Annotated in this window: 13 protein-coding genes; 2 read left to right on the top strand and 11 right to left on the bottom strand. The window is 62.4% G+C overall.

Annotated elements, in window-relative coordinates:
• The 11 genes from pgaB to ACM530_RS09055 form a co-directional block, all read right to left on the bottom strand.
• A complete protein-coding gene (gene pgaB, locus ACM530_RS09005) occupies nucleotides 1-1,998 on the bottom strand; it encodes a poly-beta-1,6-N-acetyl-D-glucosamine N-deacetylase PgaB (RefSeq protein ID WP_416364628.1) in 1,998 nt (665 codons plus the stop codon).
• Between the two features lie 12 nt (nucleotides 1,999-2,010).
• The gene (pgaA, locus tag ACM530_RS09010; RefSeq protein WP_404486238.1) at nucleotides 2,011-4,491 is read right to left on the bottom strand and encodes a poly-beta-1,6 N-acetyl-D-glucosamine export porin PgaA; all 2,481 of its coding nucleotides are present in this window, start codon (nucleotides 4,489-4,491) and stop codon (nucleotides 2,011-2,013) included.
• 298 nt (nucleotides 4,492-4,789) lie between these two features.
• Nucleotides 4,790-6,286, bottom strand: a complete 1,497-nt coding sequence (locus tag ACM530_RS09015) for a YdgA family protein (RefSeq protein ID WP_145159633.1) — start codon at nucleotides 6,284-6,286, stop codon at nucleotides 4,790-4,792.
• Nucleotides 6,287-6,434: 148 nt separating this feature from the next.
• Nucleotides 6,435-7,067 (bottom strand): NADH:ubiquinone oxidoreductase subunit N, encoded by a 633-nt coding sequence (locus tag ACM530_RS09020; protein WP_119738334.1) that lies wholly within the window; start codon nucleotides 7,065-7,067, stop codon nucleotides 6,435-6,437.
• Between the two features lie 81 nt (nucleotides 7,068-7,148).
• A complete protein-coding gene (locus ACM530_RS09025; protein ID WP_416364629.1) occupies nucleotides 7,149-8,597 on the bottom strand; it encodes an efflux transporter outer membrane subunit in 1,449 nt (482 codons plus the stop codon).
• Nucleotides 8,594-9,502: an efflux RND transporter periplasmic adaptor subunit gene (locus tag ACM530_RS09030; protein ID WP_145159629.1), complete on the bottom strand. Its 909-nt coding sequence runs from the start codon at nucleotides 9,500-9,502 to the stop codon at nucleotides 8,594-8,596. The genes ACM530_RS09025 and ACM530_RS09030 overlap by 4 nt, the downstream gene beginning before the upstream one ends.
• On the bottom strand, nucleotides 9,499-9,708 hold the full coding sequence (locus ACM530_RS09035) for a DUF1656 domain-containing protein (RefSeq protein ID WP_016969155.1): 210 nt from the start codon (nucleotides 9,706-9,708) through the stop codon (nucleotides 9,499-9,501). The genes ACM530_RS09030 and ACM530_RS09035 overlap by 4 nt, the downstream gene beginning before the upstream one ends.
• A complete protein-coding gene (locus ACM530_RS09040) occupies nucleotides 9,705-11,783 on the bottom strand; it encodes an FUSC family protein (RefSeq protein WP_145159627.1) in 2,079 nt (692 codons plus the stop codon). The genes ACM530_RS09035 and ACM530_RS09040 overlap by 4 nt, the downstream gene beginning before the upstream one ends.
• The gene (locus tag ACM530_RS09045) at nucleotides 11,780-12,199 is read right to left on the bottom strand and encodes a MarR family winged helix-turn-helix transcriptional regulator (protein WP_106577317.1); all 420 of its coding nucleotides are present in this window, start codon (nucleotides 12,197-12,199) and stop codon (nucleotides 11,780-11,782) included. The genes ACM530_RS09040 and ACM530_RS09045 overlap by 4 nt, the downstream gene beginning before the upstream one ends.
• A 268-nt stretch (nucleotides 12,200-12,467) precedes the next feature.
• Entirely contained in the window at nucleotides 12,468-12,713 is a 246-nt protein-coding gene (locus ACM530_RS09050) for a DUF2789 domain-containing protein (RefSeq protein ID WP_145159625.1), read from the bottom strand.
• Nucleotides 12,714-12,883: 170 nt separating this feature from the next.
• On the bottom strand, nucleotides 12,884-14,497 hold the full coding sequence (locus ACM530_RS09055) for a glycosyltransferase family 39 protein (protein ID WP_416364630.1): 1,614 nt from the start codon (nucleotides 14,495-14,497) through the stop codon (nucleotides 12,884-12,886).
• A 288-nt stretch (nucleotides 14,498-14,785) separates the two neighbouring features.
• Between ACM530_RS09055 and ACM530_RS09060 the strand changes: the two genes are divergently transcribed.
• On the top strand, nucleotides 14,786-16,951 hold the full coding sequence (locus ACM530_RS09060) for an outer membrane assembly lipoprotein YfiO (protein WP_416364631.1): 2,166 nt from the start codon (nucleotides 14,786-14,788) through the stop codon (nucleotides 16,949-16,951).
• Nucleotides 16,948-17,652, top strand: coding sequence for a DUF3142 domain-containing protein (locus ACM530_RS09065; protein WP_262208234.1), 705 nt, complete (start codon nucleotides 16,948-16,950; stop codon nucleotides 17,650-17,652). The genes ACM530_RS09060 and ACM530_RS09065 overlap by 4 nt, the downstream gene beginning before the upstream one ends.
• The last annotated feature ends 32 nt before the right edge of the window (nucleotides 17,653-17,684 follow it).

Here is a 17,684-nt window from a genome sequence, read left to right on the forward strand (position 1 = left end):
TCAAGGGTTCCATTGGTTGGACAGGGCCGGACGTACCGTCTTCAGGTCCGGCGAATTTTCCAGGAAGTTGTCCGGGTAGTAGCCAAAACTCCTGACCCCCTGGCGTTTGAGCACACCCATCCATTCAGCCATCTGCGCGCCGTCGATATCGGGCGCGTCTTTGGTGCGCCAGTCTTTGGCTTGCAGTTCAAACACGGTGCGCTGCAAGGCATCGGGACGGGCCTTGACGGTGGCCACGAGTTTTTCAAGCCAGGCGTTGGAGTTCTTCAGCGTCTCGCCTTCCATCAGCGGCATGGCCATCGGCGCGGTCCAGTCGTAGGTCTGGAGGAAGTCATCGAGGTTCTGCGCGAACCACGCTTCGCTCGCCGGGTTGAGCATCGGCTCGGCGAAGATATTGCGCGCGGTCTGCACCTGCGGCCCGCGGATGGCGCGCACTTTTGCGGCCAGTTCCTGGGTAAAGTCGATCAGGTAGCGGCTCTTGAAACGCGTCCAGCGCTGCATCACGGCAGGGTCGGCACGCAGCGCGGCAATGCTGCCCGGCAGGCCGTTGGCGGCGTAAGTCTTGAGCGCTGCGGGGCTGGCGTCTTCGAAATCAGAAAGGACCGCGTCGTCGTGGAACAGCACGCCGTCGATGGCCGTGTTGCGCGCCAGGTCTTCATAGATCTCACCGATCTGCTGGCGCACGGCCGGATCAAACGGCGACAGGCGCTTGTACTGGTCCGGGTCGAGGCCGACCTGGCCGGTTTTCGGGTCCATTCGCGTGACACGCGGCAACGAAGGGTCGAGCGCAAAGCTCAGCACTGGCATCCACGCGTAGATCGCCACGTGGCCACGGGTACGCAGTTGCCAGGTGACGCGGTTGAACAAGTCGCGGCGCACCGGCAGATGGCGGTTGGGGAAGTACAGCGAATGCACCAGGCCGTCACCCTTGGGGTCGGCGAAGGCTTGCAGGAACACGGTGCTGGCGCCCATGTCGACCACGCGCTGCACCAGCTGGTCGAGGTTGCGTGCCTCTTGGGCCGGGTCCGGGTCGTAGACGTTATCCAGGTCCACGTGCAGCACGCGCATCGAGGTCCGCGCCTGAGTACCGACAATCGCGTTGGCGTAGTGCTCGCCGTCCGGGTCGGAGGCCACCAGGAAGCGTGGGCTGCTTTTGAGGTTGGCGAGGTCGTCGAGGCCGTCGTCCAGGGTCAGGGCCATCTGGTAGCCCTGTTCGCCGACGACCGCCAACGAGGTGCCGTCGGCGGCACCGTAAGGCCACACCCATACACGCGGCGCCTTGCCGGTGACGGCGCGCAGTTTGTGGGTAATGGCCGTGACGTCGGCGCGCATCCGCGCCTGGAACTGCGCCTCGGTTTCATAGGTGCCAGTGGCGGCGTCATAACGTCGCGTTGCGGCGGCCGGCTCCTGGTTACCTTGTGGGTTGGCCAGGATGCCGGTGTGGCTGGCGTCAGTGTGGGCGGCGATTTCGACCAGGCCCGACTTGGAAATCTCGCGCACCTGCTCCCATGTCAGGAAGTCGGAACGCGCGCGCGGTGTGCCGGCAAAATCCACCGGTTTATTCAGCGGCGTGTCGATCCAATAGCCCACCGGGGCCAGGATTGCCGGCCAGTTATAGGCACGCAAAATCGGTAGCACGCGGGTATAGAAGCTGGAATAGCCGTCGTCGAAGCTGAGCAGGATGGCTTTGGGCGGCAACTGCGGCCCACCGCTGCGCGCTGCCAGGATCTGATCGACACTGACCGGCCGGTAGCCGTTCTCGCGCAGCCAGGCCAGTTGGTCGACCAACCGTTCGGTGCGCACCGCCACCACCGCCTGATCGGGGTCGCGATCTTCGATGTCGTGGTAGGCAATGCCCAGGAAATGGTTTTTCGGCCACGGCGCTTCACGCGCAGGTGTCGGCCGCTCGGCGGGTGGGGTATAGGGCGCAGGTTGCTGGGCGCACGCGCCGGCCAGCAATACAACCAGGACCAATAAACAACGGCTGAGGACAGTCATGTTCAGGCTCTTTTAGAAACGGTAAGTGAGGTCGACGAGCAGGCGCAGATCGCGTTCGCGATCGCCGTCATAGGTGCGGCTGATCAGGCTCAGGTTGGCGCCGGCTTCCAGCACGTCGTTCCAGCGAAAACGTTGGCCATAGCCGATCAGGCCGACCCCACTGGTGGAATAATCGCGCTGGCTATAGGTGCCCGCACCGACCTGGAACTGCTGACTCCACTGGGTCTCATAGCGGTGATAAAGCACGTGATTGACCGTCATGGTGGGCAACACGCTGAAGTCCGATTTCGGGTTGAAATACACCACGTCGTCCTTCGTGTTGCGGCTGGCGCCGACCTCCAGGCCCAGGTCCACTTGCACATGCGGCGAGCTGTAGATGCCCTCGCGACCGGTGAGCAGCGCTTCGAGGCGGTTGTTGCCGTCGCTGAAATGCGACGGGCTCAGGGACAGCTTCCATTCACGGCTTTCATTCTCGCGCCAGCGGACAAAGCCACTGCCGCCGTTGGCCGTGACATCGGCATTCAATGCGCGCAGCGGCGTGGTCGCCAGGAGGTAACCGAGGCTGCCGCCGTACTGCCAGTTGTCATTGATGTCGCGGGCAATCGACACGCTCGCGCCTTGCTTGGAGCCATAACCGTAGGAGTGGTTGGACACCTCGGCTTCCAGGGTCATGTCGCGGGTGCGCTGCTCGACGCCGACGCGCTGGAAACGATGCTGGCCGGTGCCTTCGGTAAAGTCTGCGGTGGCGTAGCCGGCGCCGGCGAAGACGCGCCAGTCTTCATCGATGGGCGGGCTGTAAAGCACGCTTTCGATGCCCCAGTCGCGGCTGCCCGCCACTGCGCCCACATCATCATTACCGCCACCGCCGTAGCTTTTACCGGTGTAGGCTTCGACGCGCAGTTCGGCCATGTCGTGTACGTCGCGCAGGCGGCTGAGGCGCTGCACCTGGCGGCTGTCGGGGTTGCGCGCCAGCACGTCATCGGTCAGCGCGTCCATTTGCCGCCATTCCTGCAGGTCCATGGCGGTGTAGGCCTGGGACACTTCCAGGCCGATATCACGCGGAGCCTGGGTTTCAACTTCCTTGAGCGAGCCTTCGGCGCGCCGCGGCCAATCACGCGCGCGGTACATATCGGCCTGGGCCAGGCGCAGGCCGACGTTGCCAGGGGCTTTCGCCACCAGGGCTTCCAGCCCGGTTTCGCTGCCTGGCAGGTCACCGCCGTAAGTGCCGGCCTGGGCCGCCAGTTGCTGCGCGTCCATCCAGCTGTCGTTGGGGTTGCCGATGGGCAAGCCCTTGAGTTCAACGCGAGGTTTCTGGTTGGTGGCCAGGTTATTGGCGACTTCGCGCGCTTGCATCACCTTGTCGCTTTCGAGCAGGGCGTAAAACAATGCGGTGCTGTCTTCGACGTGGTCACCGGGATCGGCGTCCGGTGCCGTCAGCGCCTGGCGGTACAGCGGCTCGGCTTTTTCCGGCTGGCGCTGGTCGAGGTAGGAAGCAGCCACCCAGCGCAAGGCGTAGGTCGGCAACTGCACGCCTTCGCCAGTGAGGGTTTCGTACTCGCGGATCACCTCGGCGGTGCGCGCGCGTGCCTTGAGGGCGCCCAGGCGGTCGATGCGCCAGCGCACCACGTCGTCATGGGCGCTCTGGTCAGGGGTCCAGCGGGCGAGCAGTGTGTCGTAGTCGCTGAGGGCGCGATCAGCAACCACATAACGTTCTTTCTCGGTGCGCGTGGCGTACTCGGCCATGCGCACACGTTCGGCGGCGAGGTCCCCTTCCAGGCGGCGCTGGGTCACAACATCGAGCACGCCTGGGTGCTTGGCCGACAGGCGCAGGGCCGGCTCCGGCAAACGGGCCTTTTGCAGGGCGACGATGTATTCGCGCACCACTTCGGGTTTGTCACCCGCGCGGATAAAAGCCTGGTCGAACTCGAACAGGGCGTCGTAGTTCAAGCCCGCGCGGGTCAGCGCGTAGCCCAGGGCCATGCGGCGGTTGGGGTCATTGGGTTGCGCCGCCACCAGTGCGCGGGTGCGTTGCACCGCTTCGTTGGTTTGGCCACCGTCGGCCTGGGTCAGGGCCTGGCCCAGTTGCAGGTCGATATTATTCGGTTCACGCAGCAGCGCCTGCTGATAAACCGCCAGGGCCTGAGGCCACTGCTTTTGATTGCGATAGGTACGGGCGACCGTGGCCAGCGCCTGTGTAGTCAAGTTGCGATTCTTGCCTTGCGCCTCGTACACCTTCAGCACTTCGGCGTCTTGCCCGGCCCAGCCGGCAATCACAATGTGATCGCTGATCTGGCCTGGCGTCTGGCGCTCGGCAGGTAATTGGCGCAGCTGGGTAAGGGCCGGCGTGAAGTTGCCGTTACGCGCCTGAATAATCAACGCGTCGTAGGCCGGATCGGCCAGGGCGAGGCCGGGCATCAGCAATTGACTGCACAAGGCAGCCCCGATGAGCAGTCGCAACCGGCCTGAAGCACTGATGGGTAGGTTTCGCAACATATCGTGAGCTTCCTTACACGCGGAAAGCTGTAACGATAGGTGGTCCTGAGCGGTTTGCATCAGGGTGCCGGCGTCTGATGACCCGGCCTAGCTTTCCTGTAGGAACTATCCCCTATGAATGTAGGAATATGTCCGATTCGGAACAATTGTTCAGAATTGTCCCGTCAACAGAAAAGCCAATGGGGGAGCAGACTTGCCTGGGCTGACCGGTCACCGCCGGCCCGTATGCCGACTGTTTGACCGCTGCCCCAGGCAACCCTGCTCCCCCATTATTTATTTCTTACTGATGTAAGAAATCTTACTGCGCGCCGCTGACCGCGCCGGCTTTGGCCATCACAAACCCGATGAATTGCTCAACTGTCATCTTCTGGCCGTTGAAGGTCACTTCATTGTTGGCGTAATGCAGCTTGGAGACCACATCCGTGCCCACCAGGGTAGCCAACTGGGTGCCGACGGCCATGCCGCTGACCATCTCGGCCGCCATCTGCGATTGCTGCTCGATGGCTTTAGGGTCGGTCACGCCGCCCACTTGCGCTTGCAATGCAGCGACGTCACCGATCATTGGCTTGGACAGGGTCAGGTTGGCATCCAGCAGCGCGATGACCTGCTTGCCCAGTTCAACCGGCGGCAGCTCCATGGAAGCCGGCTTGGTCAGGTCGACCACCAGGTTGAATTTGCTTTCGCCGTGGGTGGTTTTCAGCGACAGGTTTTCCACCGCCACTTGCGGCTTGGCAGCCAGCACCTGATTGACGTTGGCCTCGGCCAGGGTCTGCTCGGCTTCGGTCAGTTGCAGCTCAGGCACAGGCTGACCAGCAGCGGCGGCGGCTTGCACCGGTTGCATCTTGTCTTGATACAGCTTGGTCAGTACCAGCATGGCCGGGATGTCGACGTTTTTCATGCTCAGGGCCATGGCGGCCGAACCGACAGGCTTGCCCTGGTAACCGATCTCGTCGATTTTGTAATCGACGCGGCCGGCCAGGTTGTTGTCCTTGGTCTCGCTGGTGTCTTTCTGCTCGAAGCCCTTGAGGGTCAGCACGGCTTTCTGCGGGCCGTAGGTCACTTTGGTGTCGGTCAGCTCAACGGTGTTTTGCCCGGTGTAGAAACCAAACGTGGTTTTTTCCAGGTTGCTGGCCACGGTCAGGCCGGACAGCTCGGCTTCAAAAGGCGCGCCGTTGGCATCGATCACCGCGACCTTGAGGCTGTTCATATAACCTTCAGCCTTGACCTTCTGGCCTTCGGCGGTGCCGTCGAAGTCCAGGTTGGCGCCGGAGAAGCTCACCGAGGACTTGTCGTCCTTGAGCTCCAGAGGCAGCAGTTCGACGTTGCCATCGACCGAACGGTTGTAGCCGATATTGGCCACGCCTCTGAGCGGCGACACGTCTTTGCTGGCAGCGAACCATTTTTCGGTGGTGGCGTTCTTCTCCAGCTCATAGTGACTGGTGGCCATAACCGGCAGCCACTTCAGCGAAACCAGGCGCGAGAACGGCAACGGGCCGTGTTCGATGTGGTCGACAAACAGCAGCTCAGGGTTCGGGTTTTCTTCGCCGAATACGCTGCCTTGACCCTTGAGGCGGTAGTGAGCGGTGCTGCTGAACAGGCCACGGTCCAGGGACACCAGCTCCAGGTTCACGCTGCCGTCGACGCCGGCCATGGAGGTCTGCAGTTCCTTGTTGGCGTTCTGGATCGCGGTCTGCAGCACCGGCTCCAGTTGCTTACCGGTGTACCAGGCGCCGCCTGCACTGACGACGCCGACGGCGACAACGAAACCCAAAAGAACGACTGCTGGCTTATTCATGAAGTGACCTGATCAAATCCTGTGAGAAGTGGGCTGTCTTCCTTGAACCCCAAGAGGGGTTGGCTCAAACCCGCCGAAAACGGGGGAAGATTAGCACTGGCGGCCGCGAACGGCCCAGCTTTTCAGAGGGGTCAGGTCAACCGTTGGTTCACGAGTACTCCAATTCAATCTCATCGAGTTGATGATCAAAACTCTTCAAACGTGCGGTCCAGGTGTACACCAACACCTCGAATTCGCGGTGTATGACGGCGTTTCCCGGGGTGTCGGCCTTGGGGTTGCAGAAATCCAGCTGGTAGCGCTCGCGTGCCATAGCGTTGGCCACGTCGGACAATTCCCGTGCGTTATTCAGCCAATGCCTACCGTCGGCTACCTGCTGGTCGAGCAGCACGCACTGTTTTTTCAGGGCTTCGAGGCTTTTTTCCAGCGGGGTGCCGGTGAGTTCGCCCATGACTTCCTGGAAGGTCCGCCCGGGCTGCCAGTAGCTGCCCCAGAAATAGCGGTCGAACACGGTTTCGACGCGGCGCAAGGCAACTTTGGTGTCCCAGATCGCCACGCGGGTCTTGCCTTGTTCGAGCAGTTTTTTCTTCACCCGTTGATTTTGATACGACGCCCACGCCACCACGCCAATGGACAACGTGCCAATCACCAGGCACGCGCTGTCGAGAAACACCATGGCCTTGTCGATTTGATGGGCAAGCATGACGCCGTAGAAATAGGCAGCCGATAACAACACCAGTGCGAAGCACACGCACCAGAAAGCGGGAGCATAAGGGTTTTTCATTATTGGAATCCCCATGAGCAAACGCGAGCAGTGTCAGGTGAGCCGCCACGGCGACTCACCTGACAAAGCATAGCTTTTAGCTCAGGGTTTGCTGGCCTGAGACGCTTGCGTTCGTCCGCTTTCCCAACCACCGCCCAACGCCAGGAACAGATCGATCTGGCTCATGGCAACCTGGGTGTTCGCCGCCGCCAGCTGCGCGCGCACATCGGTGTAGGTGCGCGTGGCTTGCAGGTCGGCCAGGAACGAGGCGCGCCCGGCCTGGAAGAAGCGGTGCGTCTGCTGCGACGCTTCTTTGGCAGACTGGCCGGCATCGGCCAACGCATCGCGGCGTTGCAACTGCGCGGTGTATTGCGCAAGGCCGGTCTGGGTTTCGCGGATGGCATTGAGCACCACGCCGTCGAAGTGCGCCAGGGCGCCCTGGGTCGCGGCTTCGGCTTCATGAATGCGCGCACGCGCGCCGTTGGTCGGCACCGACCAACTGATCAACGGGCCAAAGCCCCAGCGGTTGGTGGCCGGCGTGCCCAAGTCATCGAGCAGCCCCACCGTGCCCACGGTGGCGCCGATACTGATGTCCGGGTACAACGCGCCGGTGGCCACGCCGATACGCGCGGTGGCGGCGGCCAGTTGGCGCTCAGCCTGGCGCACATCGGGGCGACGTTTGAGCAGGGTCGCGCCGTCGCCCACCGGCAGCAACTGGGCAATGTGCGGCAGCTCGGCGCAAGTGCCGGTGCCCGCTGGCAGTTGGTCTACCGGCTTGGCCAGCAGCATCGATAACCGGAACAAGCCCGCCTGGCGCAATGCTTCGTAGCGCGGCATGTCGGCGCGCAACGACTTGTATTGGGTTTGCGAACGCGTCACCTGGGTTTCATCACCACGCCCGGCGTCACGCAGGCGCTGGGTCAGTTTGGTGCTCTGGGCCTGCAGGTCGAGGGACTCGTTGGCGATCGCCAGTTCTTCGTTGGCCGCGCACACCTGGGTGTAGGAGCGCACCACATCCGCTACCAGCGTGATGCGCGCGATGTCAGCGGCGGCCTGGGCGGCGTCGGTGGTGGCCTGGGCGCTTTCGATGCCGCGCTGCAGGGTGCCGAACAGGTCGAACTGGTAAGAGGTGCTGATGCTGGCGCTGCCGATGTTGCCGACCGGGACTTTCTCGGTCAGCAAAAACGCTTCACCTGATTCCTGCAAACGTTGGGCCTCAGCCTTGGCACCGGCACTCCAGCCGCCTGCCGACTCAGCCTCCTGGGTCTGGAAACGCGCGCGTTGCAGGTTGGCGGCGGCCACTCGCAAGTCAGTGTTGGAGGCCATGGCCTGACGCACCAGCTCGTCCAGGCGCGGGTCTTTGTAGAGCTTCCACCAGTCCGCCGGCACCGGCGCCGACACCACGTTGTGGCCCTCGCCCGCGATCTGCCCTTGCAGGTCGCCACGGTTGATAGCGGCCTTGTCCGGCAACTTGTAATCCGGGCCTACCACCTGGCAGGCCGACAGCAGCAAACCCAAGCCAGCCGTGGCCAGCAACGCCGCCGGTTTCATGGTTTTTCTCCCTGCTGCGCGTGTTCTTTGGCGGCGGTCTTGTCATCGATGATCGACACCGTGGCTGTGCGCCCGGCGATCATGCGGAAGTCCGCCGGCACGTCATCAAAGGCGATGCGCACCGGAATTCGCTGGGCCAGGCGCACCCAACTGAACGCCGGGTTGACGTTGGGCAGCAGGTTGGAGCCACTGGTGCGGTCACGGTCTTCGATACCGGCAACAATACTTTGCACATGGCCACGCAAGCGCGCGTTGTCGCCGATCACACGAATATCCACGGCCATGCCGACGTGAATGCCGTCGAGCTTGGTCTCTTCAAAGTAACCGTCGATGTGGAAGGAGTTGCTGTCGACCACCGACAGCACCGGGCGCCCGGCGGTGACGAACTCCTGATTGCGCGGCGCACGGTCGTTGACGTAGCCGTCCACGGGGCTGCGGATCACCGAGCGGTCAAGGTTGAGCTGGGCGGCGTCCACCGTCACCTGCGCCTCGGCCAGGGCCGATTGGGCGCGGGCCACGCGGGACTGGCTTTCTTCCAGTTGCTCACTTGGCACCAGGTTGCCCAGGCCGCGGTTACGCTTGTACTCGCGATTGGCCTGGGCCAGGGTTTCCTGGCGGTCGGCCACGGCGGCCTGGGCTTGGCGCAGCGCCAGCTTGAAACGGTCCTGGTCCACGGCAAACAGCACCTGGCCCTTGGTCACCAGCTGGTTGTCGCGCACGTCGACTTGCTGGATCAACCCGGACACGTCCGGAGCGATCTGCACGATGTCGGCACGGATATGCCCGTCACGGGTCCAGGGCGCAAACATGTAGTACATGACCATGCGCCACACAACGACGACAGCGAAGGTCACTATCAATAACGTCAGGACAACACGGCCGATGGTCAAAAAAGGTTTTTTCATGTCATCAGATATCGACTGAGTGAGTCCACCGCGCCCAGCAACAGCGCGTAGAGCCCCACATTGAACAATGCCCGGTGCCAGACCAGGCGATAGAAGTGAATGCGCGTCAACAGCCCGTGCACCACCAGAAACAACACGTACGTAATGCCCATCAGCACCAGCAGCGTGGGCAGGAACACCCCGCTGATATCCAGATCACCGATCATAAAGGCGCTCCATCAGGCAGCGGCGCTTCCATTTCGGTGCCGCCAATAAATTCCACGCCAGGCAGCAACGACAGGCGCAAGCCGGCCAGTGCGTGCAGCAGATGCAGGCGGGTGTCGTCTTCGTCTTGCAGGCCTTGCCCGTTGAGGGCGCGGCGCGTGCGGTCCAGGGTCATCAGCAGACCGCTCGGCGCGGGCAAGCGTTCACCCGCCTTCAGGCAGGCCTTGAAGTAACCGCCCACGCCTTCCACCACCTGGTTGAGCAGTACCCGTGGCACGCCGTAGATACGCGGCGAGTAGGCCAGCAGGTCGAGCAGGTTCAGCGCCACACGCAAATCGCGCAGGGCGATGCCGGTGTCCTGGCCGGTGAGGGCCAGGCGCGGCAGGTGCTGCATCAGGCGGTCAAGCATTTGCGCGGCCATGTGCCGGTGTTCGGCGAGGGTCGCAGGTTCGGTCAGGGTGACGATGTCGCGCCAACTGAAACGGGTCAGGCGCTTGGCTGCCAGTTCGGCGCCGAACGGCCGTGCAATCAACGTCCACACAAAGGCGAACAACAAGCCCACGGGACCGGCCAGGTTAACGTTGGCGAAGTTCAGGAAGTCCGCGTCATAGGCGCCCTGGATGCTGATGAACGAGGAGGTATTGACCAGCGTCAGCAGCATGCCGAGGTAGAAACGCGGCTGCACGGTGAGCGTGCCGATGCAGATAAACGGCACGGCAAACGCCAGCACCAGCATCGGAAAATCATGCAGGTTAGGCAGCACCAGAAACAGATAAAGGCTGGCGAACAGCACCGACATCGCGGTCCAGAAAAAGAACCGGTAGATCTGCGGCGCCGGGTCGTCCATCGAGGCAAAAAAACTGCAGGCCACGGCCGCCAGGATCACCGCGCTGCCGCCGTCGGTCCAGCCCAGCAGAATCCACAGCACCGAGGCGACGATGATCGCGGTGACGGTGGAAAACGCCGAATAGAACATCAAGCCACGGTCGAGAAATGGCGTCAGCCGGCCCAGGCGCCAGTGGCGGTACACCGCGCGCCAGGTGTCCTGGCTTTCGCACTGGATGGCGGCCTGCAGGCTGCGACAGTCTTGCCACAGGTCGATCCATTCGCCGAGGCGATACAGCGCGTTGGAGAATAATAGTGTGTGGCGGTCGTCCAGCGCTTCGCCTTGGGGCTGCAGGGCATCGACCTGATCGCGCAGCACGCGCCAGCTTTCCAGCGGGGCGGTTTCAACGGTGCTTTCCAGCCACTGCCGGCTTGCCTCCAGCACCGGCGTGAGCCGGTCGAGAAACTCCGGCGCGCGGTGTTCGACGGCGTAGAGGGCGTCGTCGAGGGCATCCACTACGGGCAGCAAGTGAATCATGCGCCCGCGCAGTTCCTTGGTGTTGCGAACGGTCTGCGGCCGCGCGCCTTCGTGGGGCAGCTGGCCGATCATCAATTCCAGGGTGTTGAAGGTGGCGACCATGCCGCCACGCAAGGTGCTGACCTCTTCCGGCTGCACGTTGCGCGCGAGAAAACGCAGGCTGTAGACCTGGGCATCGGCAAACCATTTGGTCACCGAGCCATCGAACACCGGCATCAGGCGACGCGGCCAGAACATCGCGCCGACGACTGCCGCCACGGCGATACCAAGAAAGATCTCCTCGGTACGCGCCTCGGCCACATCCCACACCGCCAGCGGGTTATCCACCACCGGCAAGGCGATCAGCGGCAAGGTGTAGCCGGCCAGCATCAGCGCGTAGTTATTCGCGGTGCGCAGGTGCATGGACAGGAACAGCAAAATGCCCGTCCACAATGCAATCACCACCACCAACACGTACGGCGCCTGCACAAACATCGGCACAAACACCACCGCCGCCGCTGCGCCCATGAAGGTGCCGATGGCGCGGTACAACGCCTTGGAACTGGTAGGACCGACAAACGGGCTGGAGACGATATACACCGTGGCCATCGCCCAGTACGGACGTGGCATTTGCATGAGCATGGCGATGTACAGCGCGATCATTGACGCTGCGAACGTCCGTACCCCGTAGAACCAATCGCGGGCTGGCGGAAAACCGGTAAAAAATCCGTTCAAGGCGCTGCAACCCCAGCCGCTTCGAACGCCCGCAGCACGCGCAGGGCGGCTTCAAGGTCGCTGTGGGCAATGTCCGCCAGCACTTCCTGACGCAGGCGCACCAGCTGCACTTCCACCGCTTGCACCAGTTCGCGGCCGCGCTCGGTGAGGCTCAAGGCCTTGGCGCGACGGTCGTGGACGTCTTCGGTGCGGCACACGTAGCCGCCGGCGCACAACTGATCAAGCAGGCGCACCAACGACGGGCTTTCCATGCCGGAGGCCTGGGCGACTTTTACTTGGTGCACACCGTCGCCCAAGCGGCCGATCATCAACAACGGCACGGCGCAGGCTTCGGAAATACCGTAGCTCACCAGCGTGGTCTGGCAGATTTTGCGCCAATTGCGGGCGCCCACCACCATGCTGCTGCTGAGGTTCATCTGGAGTTGTTCGAGGGTATGAGGCACTGGATTGTTCGCATACAGTTAGTTTGCTAACTATCAATATGGTGGATGCGTCCAAAGCAGTCAAGTTTTGAAACAAATTTGTGATGGGTGGCGCGGGGCGCTGTGGGTAAGTAAAGCGGGTTTGAGTGGGCGTGCTGGTTTTTCCACTTTGGCTCCCACATGGGTCAGCGTTGGCCTCGCACCTGACGGTTATCGGTACAAGCCGTCGGCAAAATCCCAAACACCAGGGAGGCCACTATTTTTACCCCTCACGCCCCGTCCGCAACAACACACTCAGCTGGTCCACCACTTCCGCCCAATCCGCATCCTCCAAAATCTCTTCGCGCAAAAACGCTCGCTGACTGGCCGTCCAGAAAAACGCATCGGCCAGATGCAGCTCAGGCTTGAGCGGTGAATGAACCGTCACAAACTGCTCGATACTCACCGGGTCATCCGGCAGCCCCAGCTGTTTGAACAGTGACGGCAAGCTGTGCACAGGCGATTCCATGGTGGGTTCCTACAAAGACCATTCCTGTGAGTCTAGCCCAGGCGCCAGCCAGGCCAACAACCGCGTGACGCACTGCTGTGCCATCAACGAAGTCGTAAACCCGCTGAGTGTTTTCGAAGGGATTGGCCCGGAACAGGCGTTCCGGGCATGTACTTAATGCCGATGCTTGATTAGCGGCAACCCTCGGGTTGCAAGGGCTCTGGCCCGCGGCACAGCACAAACAAGCGCGCCCGCGCTCCGCCGCCGACTTGCTGCAGAAGCTGGCGCCAATCGGCGGGAATCGGGGCGAACTCGTCCGGCATATCCGTGCTGCTGATCAGCCACACGCGGTGCGTATCGGCCGGTAATGCCGACAAACGGTCCAGGTAAATACGCCCGCCGTCCTGATCCACCAACGTGCCGAAACCGTAGGCGTTCGGCCGGGTCGGCGTGCCGTCGGGTTTGGGGGGCGTGTAGAGCTGCAATTGGGCGTCGGTCTCGTCGTAATACACGTAGGGCAAGTACCACAGCATATCGCTGAGGACGATGCGGTCGTCTTCCTGATAGTTGCGGTTAACGAACTCCACCGGCACGTTGAATTGATCATGCACATCCACGGTGGCGTTGTTCTTCAACCCCAGCAGTTCCACACCCACGAACAACACAAACAACGCCGCACCCAACCATGCTAGGCGTTTGGGCAGGCGGTCGATGGCCAGGGCCATGAGGATCGGCAAGCCGAGTGAGTAGACCGTGAGGTAGCGCTCGATAAATACCGGGGAAATGAAAGAGACGCCGTACACCAGCAACAGCGGCAGCAGGAAGAACAGCGCCAGCAGGCATGCCGGGCGATAGCGCTCACGATCACGCCAGGCCGCGATGCCCACGACGGCGATCAACAGCAGCGGGAACAGCCAGAACAGCGGCGGCCAGAAACCGATGCCTTCATCCTGAAGCATGAACTGCCAGACCATCGACGGCACGGAAATCAGCGAAACCGGATCTTCCCAGCCAATGTCACCGCCAACCTTGAGCTGCTCAATGTGCTGCGTCAGGTCCAGCAGGTTCGGCAGCCACGGCAGGTATAACGCCACAATGAGCGCATTGGCGCACCACCACGACGGGCGAATGATCAAGCGTTGGCCGGGTGCCTGTGAGCGGCACAACACGCCCAGGTAAGCCCAATGCACCAGCACACACAGCGCGGTGAAATAGTGGGTGTAGAACCCGGCCGCCATCAGCACTACATAGACGGCCAGGTAACGCGTGCGCTCGGGCTGGCGCACCCAGTACACCAGCGCCAGCGTGGCGCCCAGCAACCACACGGCCAGCAGTGAGTACATGCGCACTTCCTGGCTGTAACGCACCGCCGTCGGGAACAACGCCAGCAGCACGCCCGCCAGCACTGCCGCCCGACGCGTGGACAGCTGTCGCGTGAGCCAGATGCCCAGCCCCACTGCCGCGATTCCGGGCAGGGCACTCATGCCGCGAATCGACCAGATGCCATCGCCAAACAGCTCGATCCAACCGCGCAGCATGAAGAAGTACAGCGGCGGGTGCACATCATGGGCGGCGTGAAACCACAGGTCCTCCATGGCGTATTCGCTGAGCAGCAGGCTCGACGCTTCGTCGCCCCAGATCGCCGAAGCGGTCAGGCCATAGAAACGCACGGCCATGGCCAGCGCCAGAATCGGCACCCACCATAATCGGCTGAGCCAACCGGCACCCTCCCAGGCGCCTGTGAGGCGATTGACTGCGGGAAACGTCCCAATTTTGTCGTCTTGCTCTACCACAGACCGTCGCACCTCAATTCCCCTGACACTGCCCATTTCCCGGGCAAACCCTGCACACGCGCAAACAAGCGCCACTCTAGGACAAAAGCCCCGGTTTCGCTCGCTGTTTTACAACCGTCGGGCGGCACACCGCGGGATTTGACTTGAAGCTCATAGACCCGCCACTGCGCCTGGATTTCGCTGAGCATTGCCACGACCAAAAATCGGACAAATCAGCAATTTGTGTAGGCCTTCACCGAAGCTGCTGCCGGATCAAGCTATGATTGGCACCCTCCAAGGACTCAGGATCAAGGACACGTCATGCGCATCGGTTTTTTGTCACCTCTGGCTCTGGCCCTGCTTGCCGGCATTTCCCTACCGGCCCAGGCCAGTTCGGACGACTCGTGTTACCCCGACTGGCGGGTGTCGCGTGACACGCTGGACCCCTGCAACAATCTGCCGTTCCTGAGCCCTGGCAATGATAGCCGGGCCAATCTGCGCTTGTTGCTGGCCGACAGGAAAGCCGCGCCGCTGACGCCCAATGCCCTGAGCGAAGATGACCTGGCCGAGGGTTTTGGCCCGGTGCCGTTCCCGGTGTATCGCCTTGTGCCGCGTGGCGAAGCCGAGCCGGTCAGCACGTCCGACGCCCCCAACACCTCGCCACTCGATGCACTGCTTGAACCGCTGGGCATCAAGCGCGACGACGCTAAAGCTGCCGGCGATGCGTTTCTCAATGGCGAAGGCAGCCGCTGCCGCAGCAACGACGAAAACAGCGCCGCCGCGTTTATCAGCCAGGTGGTCAAAGCCGACGTGCCAGCCACCGAACGCGATCTGCTGGTGAAGGCGCGCCTGCAATTGCTCACCGCCTGTGAATGGGTAGGCCCGGTGGTGGAGCCGCCGCAAGATATCCAGTCGACCGAAGGTCAGCTGTTTCGCACGTACCTGCAAGCCGCCGCCGATTTCTACACCGGCCGTTTCACCGACGCCGGGCCTGGCTTCGTCGCCACCCAGAACGCTACTTCGCCCTGGCTGAAAGAAACCGCGCTGTACATGACCGCGCGCAACGCACTCAACCAGGCCCAGGCCAACACCTATGACGAAGACGGCGTGCCGCACCTCGACCGTGTGGATAAACCTGCGCTCGCCGAGGCCGAGAAAGGCTTCGACGCGTATCTGAAAACTTATCCACAGGGCGAGTACAGCGCCTCTGCGCGCGGCTTGCTGCGCCGGGTTTACTGGCTGGCGGACGACAACGAAAAACTCGCCGAGGCGTTTGCCTGGCAGCTGACCCAGGCCACCGACGAGCAGCGCAATGTGTCGGTGGATGAATTGGTCGAAGAGGCCGACCTCAAGCTGTTGATGGTCAATAGCGACACGGTCAAGACGCCGATGATCCAACTCGTCAGCGACCTGATGGTGATGCGTGGCGGCAACCAGCCCGCGCTCAGCCGCGCAGACCTTGAGAAGCAAAAAGCAGCGTTTGCCGATGAGCCGGCGTTTTACGACTACTTGTTAGCCGTGAGCGCGCTGTACGTCGAGCATCAACCGGATGCCGCCTTGAAGCAGTTGCCGCAAAGCGTGCCGTCGAGCCTGAATTACTTCGCCTTCAGCCAACAAACCCTGCGCGCCCTGGCCCTGGAAGCCAAGCAAGACTGGAAAGGCGCACAAGACCTGTGGCTGCAACTGCTGCCGCTGGCCAAATTGGCGCTGCAACGCGACCAGTTGGAGTTGGCCCTGGCACTCAACTACGAGCGCAGCGGCCAGCTGGCCAACGTGTTCGCCGCCGATTCGCCGATCAGCGCCAAGCAAGTGCGTTACATCCTGCTGCGCAACGTTGCCGGGCCTGACTTGCTGCGCCAGCAGATCGCCAAAGCCGACGACCCGGTGGAGCGCCAGACCGCGCAATTCGTGCTGCTCTATAAGGACTTGCTGCGCGGCCAGTTCGCCACCTTCGCCGAAGACCTCAAGCAACTGCCAACGCCGGCCCCTGAAGACAAGCTGGGCACCAGCCTGGGCTACGTCTACAGCGGCGGCCAGAGTTTGAAGCTGTTCCAGTGGAACGGTGAAAAAGCCGAATCCGGCTACAGCTGCCCGACCATCGCGCAAACCGCCGCCACCTTGCAAACCGATGCGAAAAACCCGCAAGCCCTGAACTGCTTTGGTGAATTCATCTTGCGCAATAACCTCGACGGCATGCCCCTGGAGCAGACACGCGCCGCCGGCAGCCTGGGCAGCACCGCGTCGCCATTCCCCGGTGAAACCTTCTCGCGGCTCAACGGCTACAAGCAGGTGATCGCCAACGCCAAGGCGCCGAAGAACGACAAAGCCTACGCACTGTTCCGCGCCATCAACTGCTATGCACCGGCCGGCTACAACAGCTGCGGCGGCGATGACGTTGAACCTGCCGTGCGCAAGGCCTGGTTCCGCCAGCTCAAAAGCGGCTTCGCCGACACCCAGTGGGGCAAAGCGCTGCAGTACTACTGGTGAAGCACCTGTGGCTCGGCTTGCTCCTGCTGGCAAGCCCGGCCTTTGGCGCCGTAGATGCTCGCGACTACGACGCCTTCTGGCTGTGGAGTGGCGTTACTCCACAGCCAGTCCTCAAGCAGGCAAAAACCCTGTACATCCTGCAAGGCCAGATCAACTCCACCCGCCGCGCCCCCGAGCGCGGCGTGCAACTGATCGCCCAAGGCCTCGGCATCCCGCGCCTTACCCGGGGCGACGTCTGGGTGGTCTACCGCGCCCACACTTTGCACTGGCCAGAACAGGTCTACACCCAACTGCTCGGCCAGGTGCAACGCTGGCGCGACGCGGGCAACCCGGTGGTCGGCATCCAGATCGATTTCGACGCCCGCACCCAATACCTGCACGAATACGCCGACTTCCTGCGCGACCTGCGCCACCGCCTGCCCGCCGACTTGAAGCTGAGCATCACCGGGCTGATGGACTGGAGCAGCAATGCCGACCCAACCGCCATCGCGCAGCTCAAAGGCGTGGTGGATGAAGTGGTGGTGCAGACGTATCAAGGGCGCCACAGCATCCCGGATTACGCCGCGTATTTACCGCGCATGAACCGGCTGGGGCTGCCATTCAAGGTCGGCTTGATTCAGGGCGGCGTGTGGGAGGCGCCGGGGTATTTGAAGGGGAATGAGTGGTTTCGCGGGTATGTGGTTTTTCTGCAGAATCCGTAATCACGCAGTACCCCTTGTGGGAGCGGGCTTGC

It is taken from the genome of Pseudomonas sp. NFX183 (assembly GCF_047943075.1).
In the GTDB taxonomy this organism is placed as follows: Bacteria; Pseudomonadota; Gammaproteobacteria; order Pseudomonadales; family Pseudomonadaceae; genus Aquipseudomonas.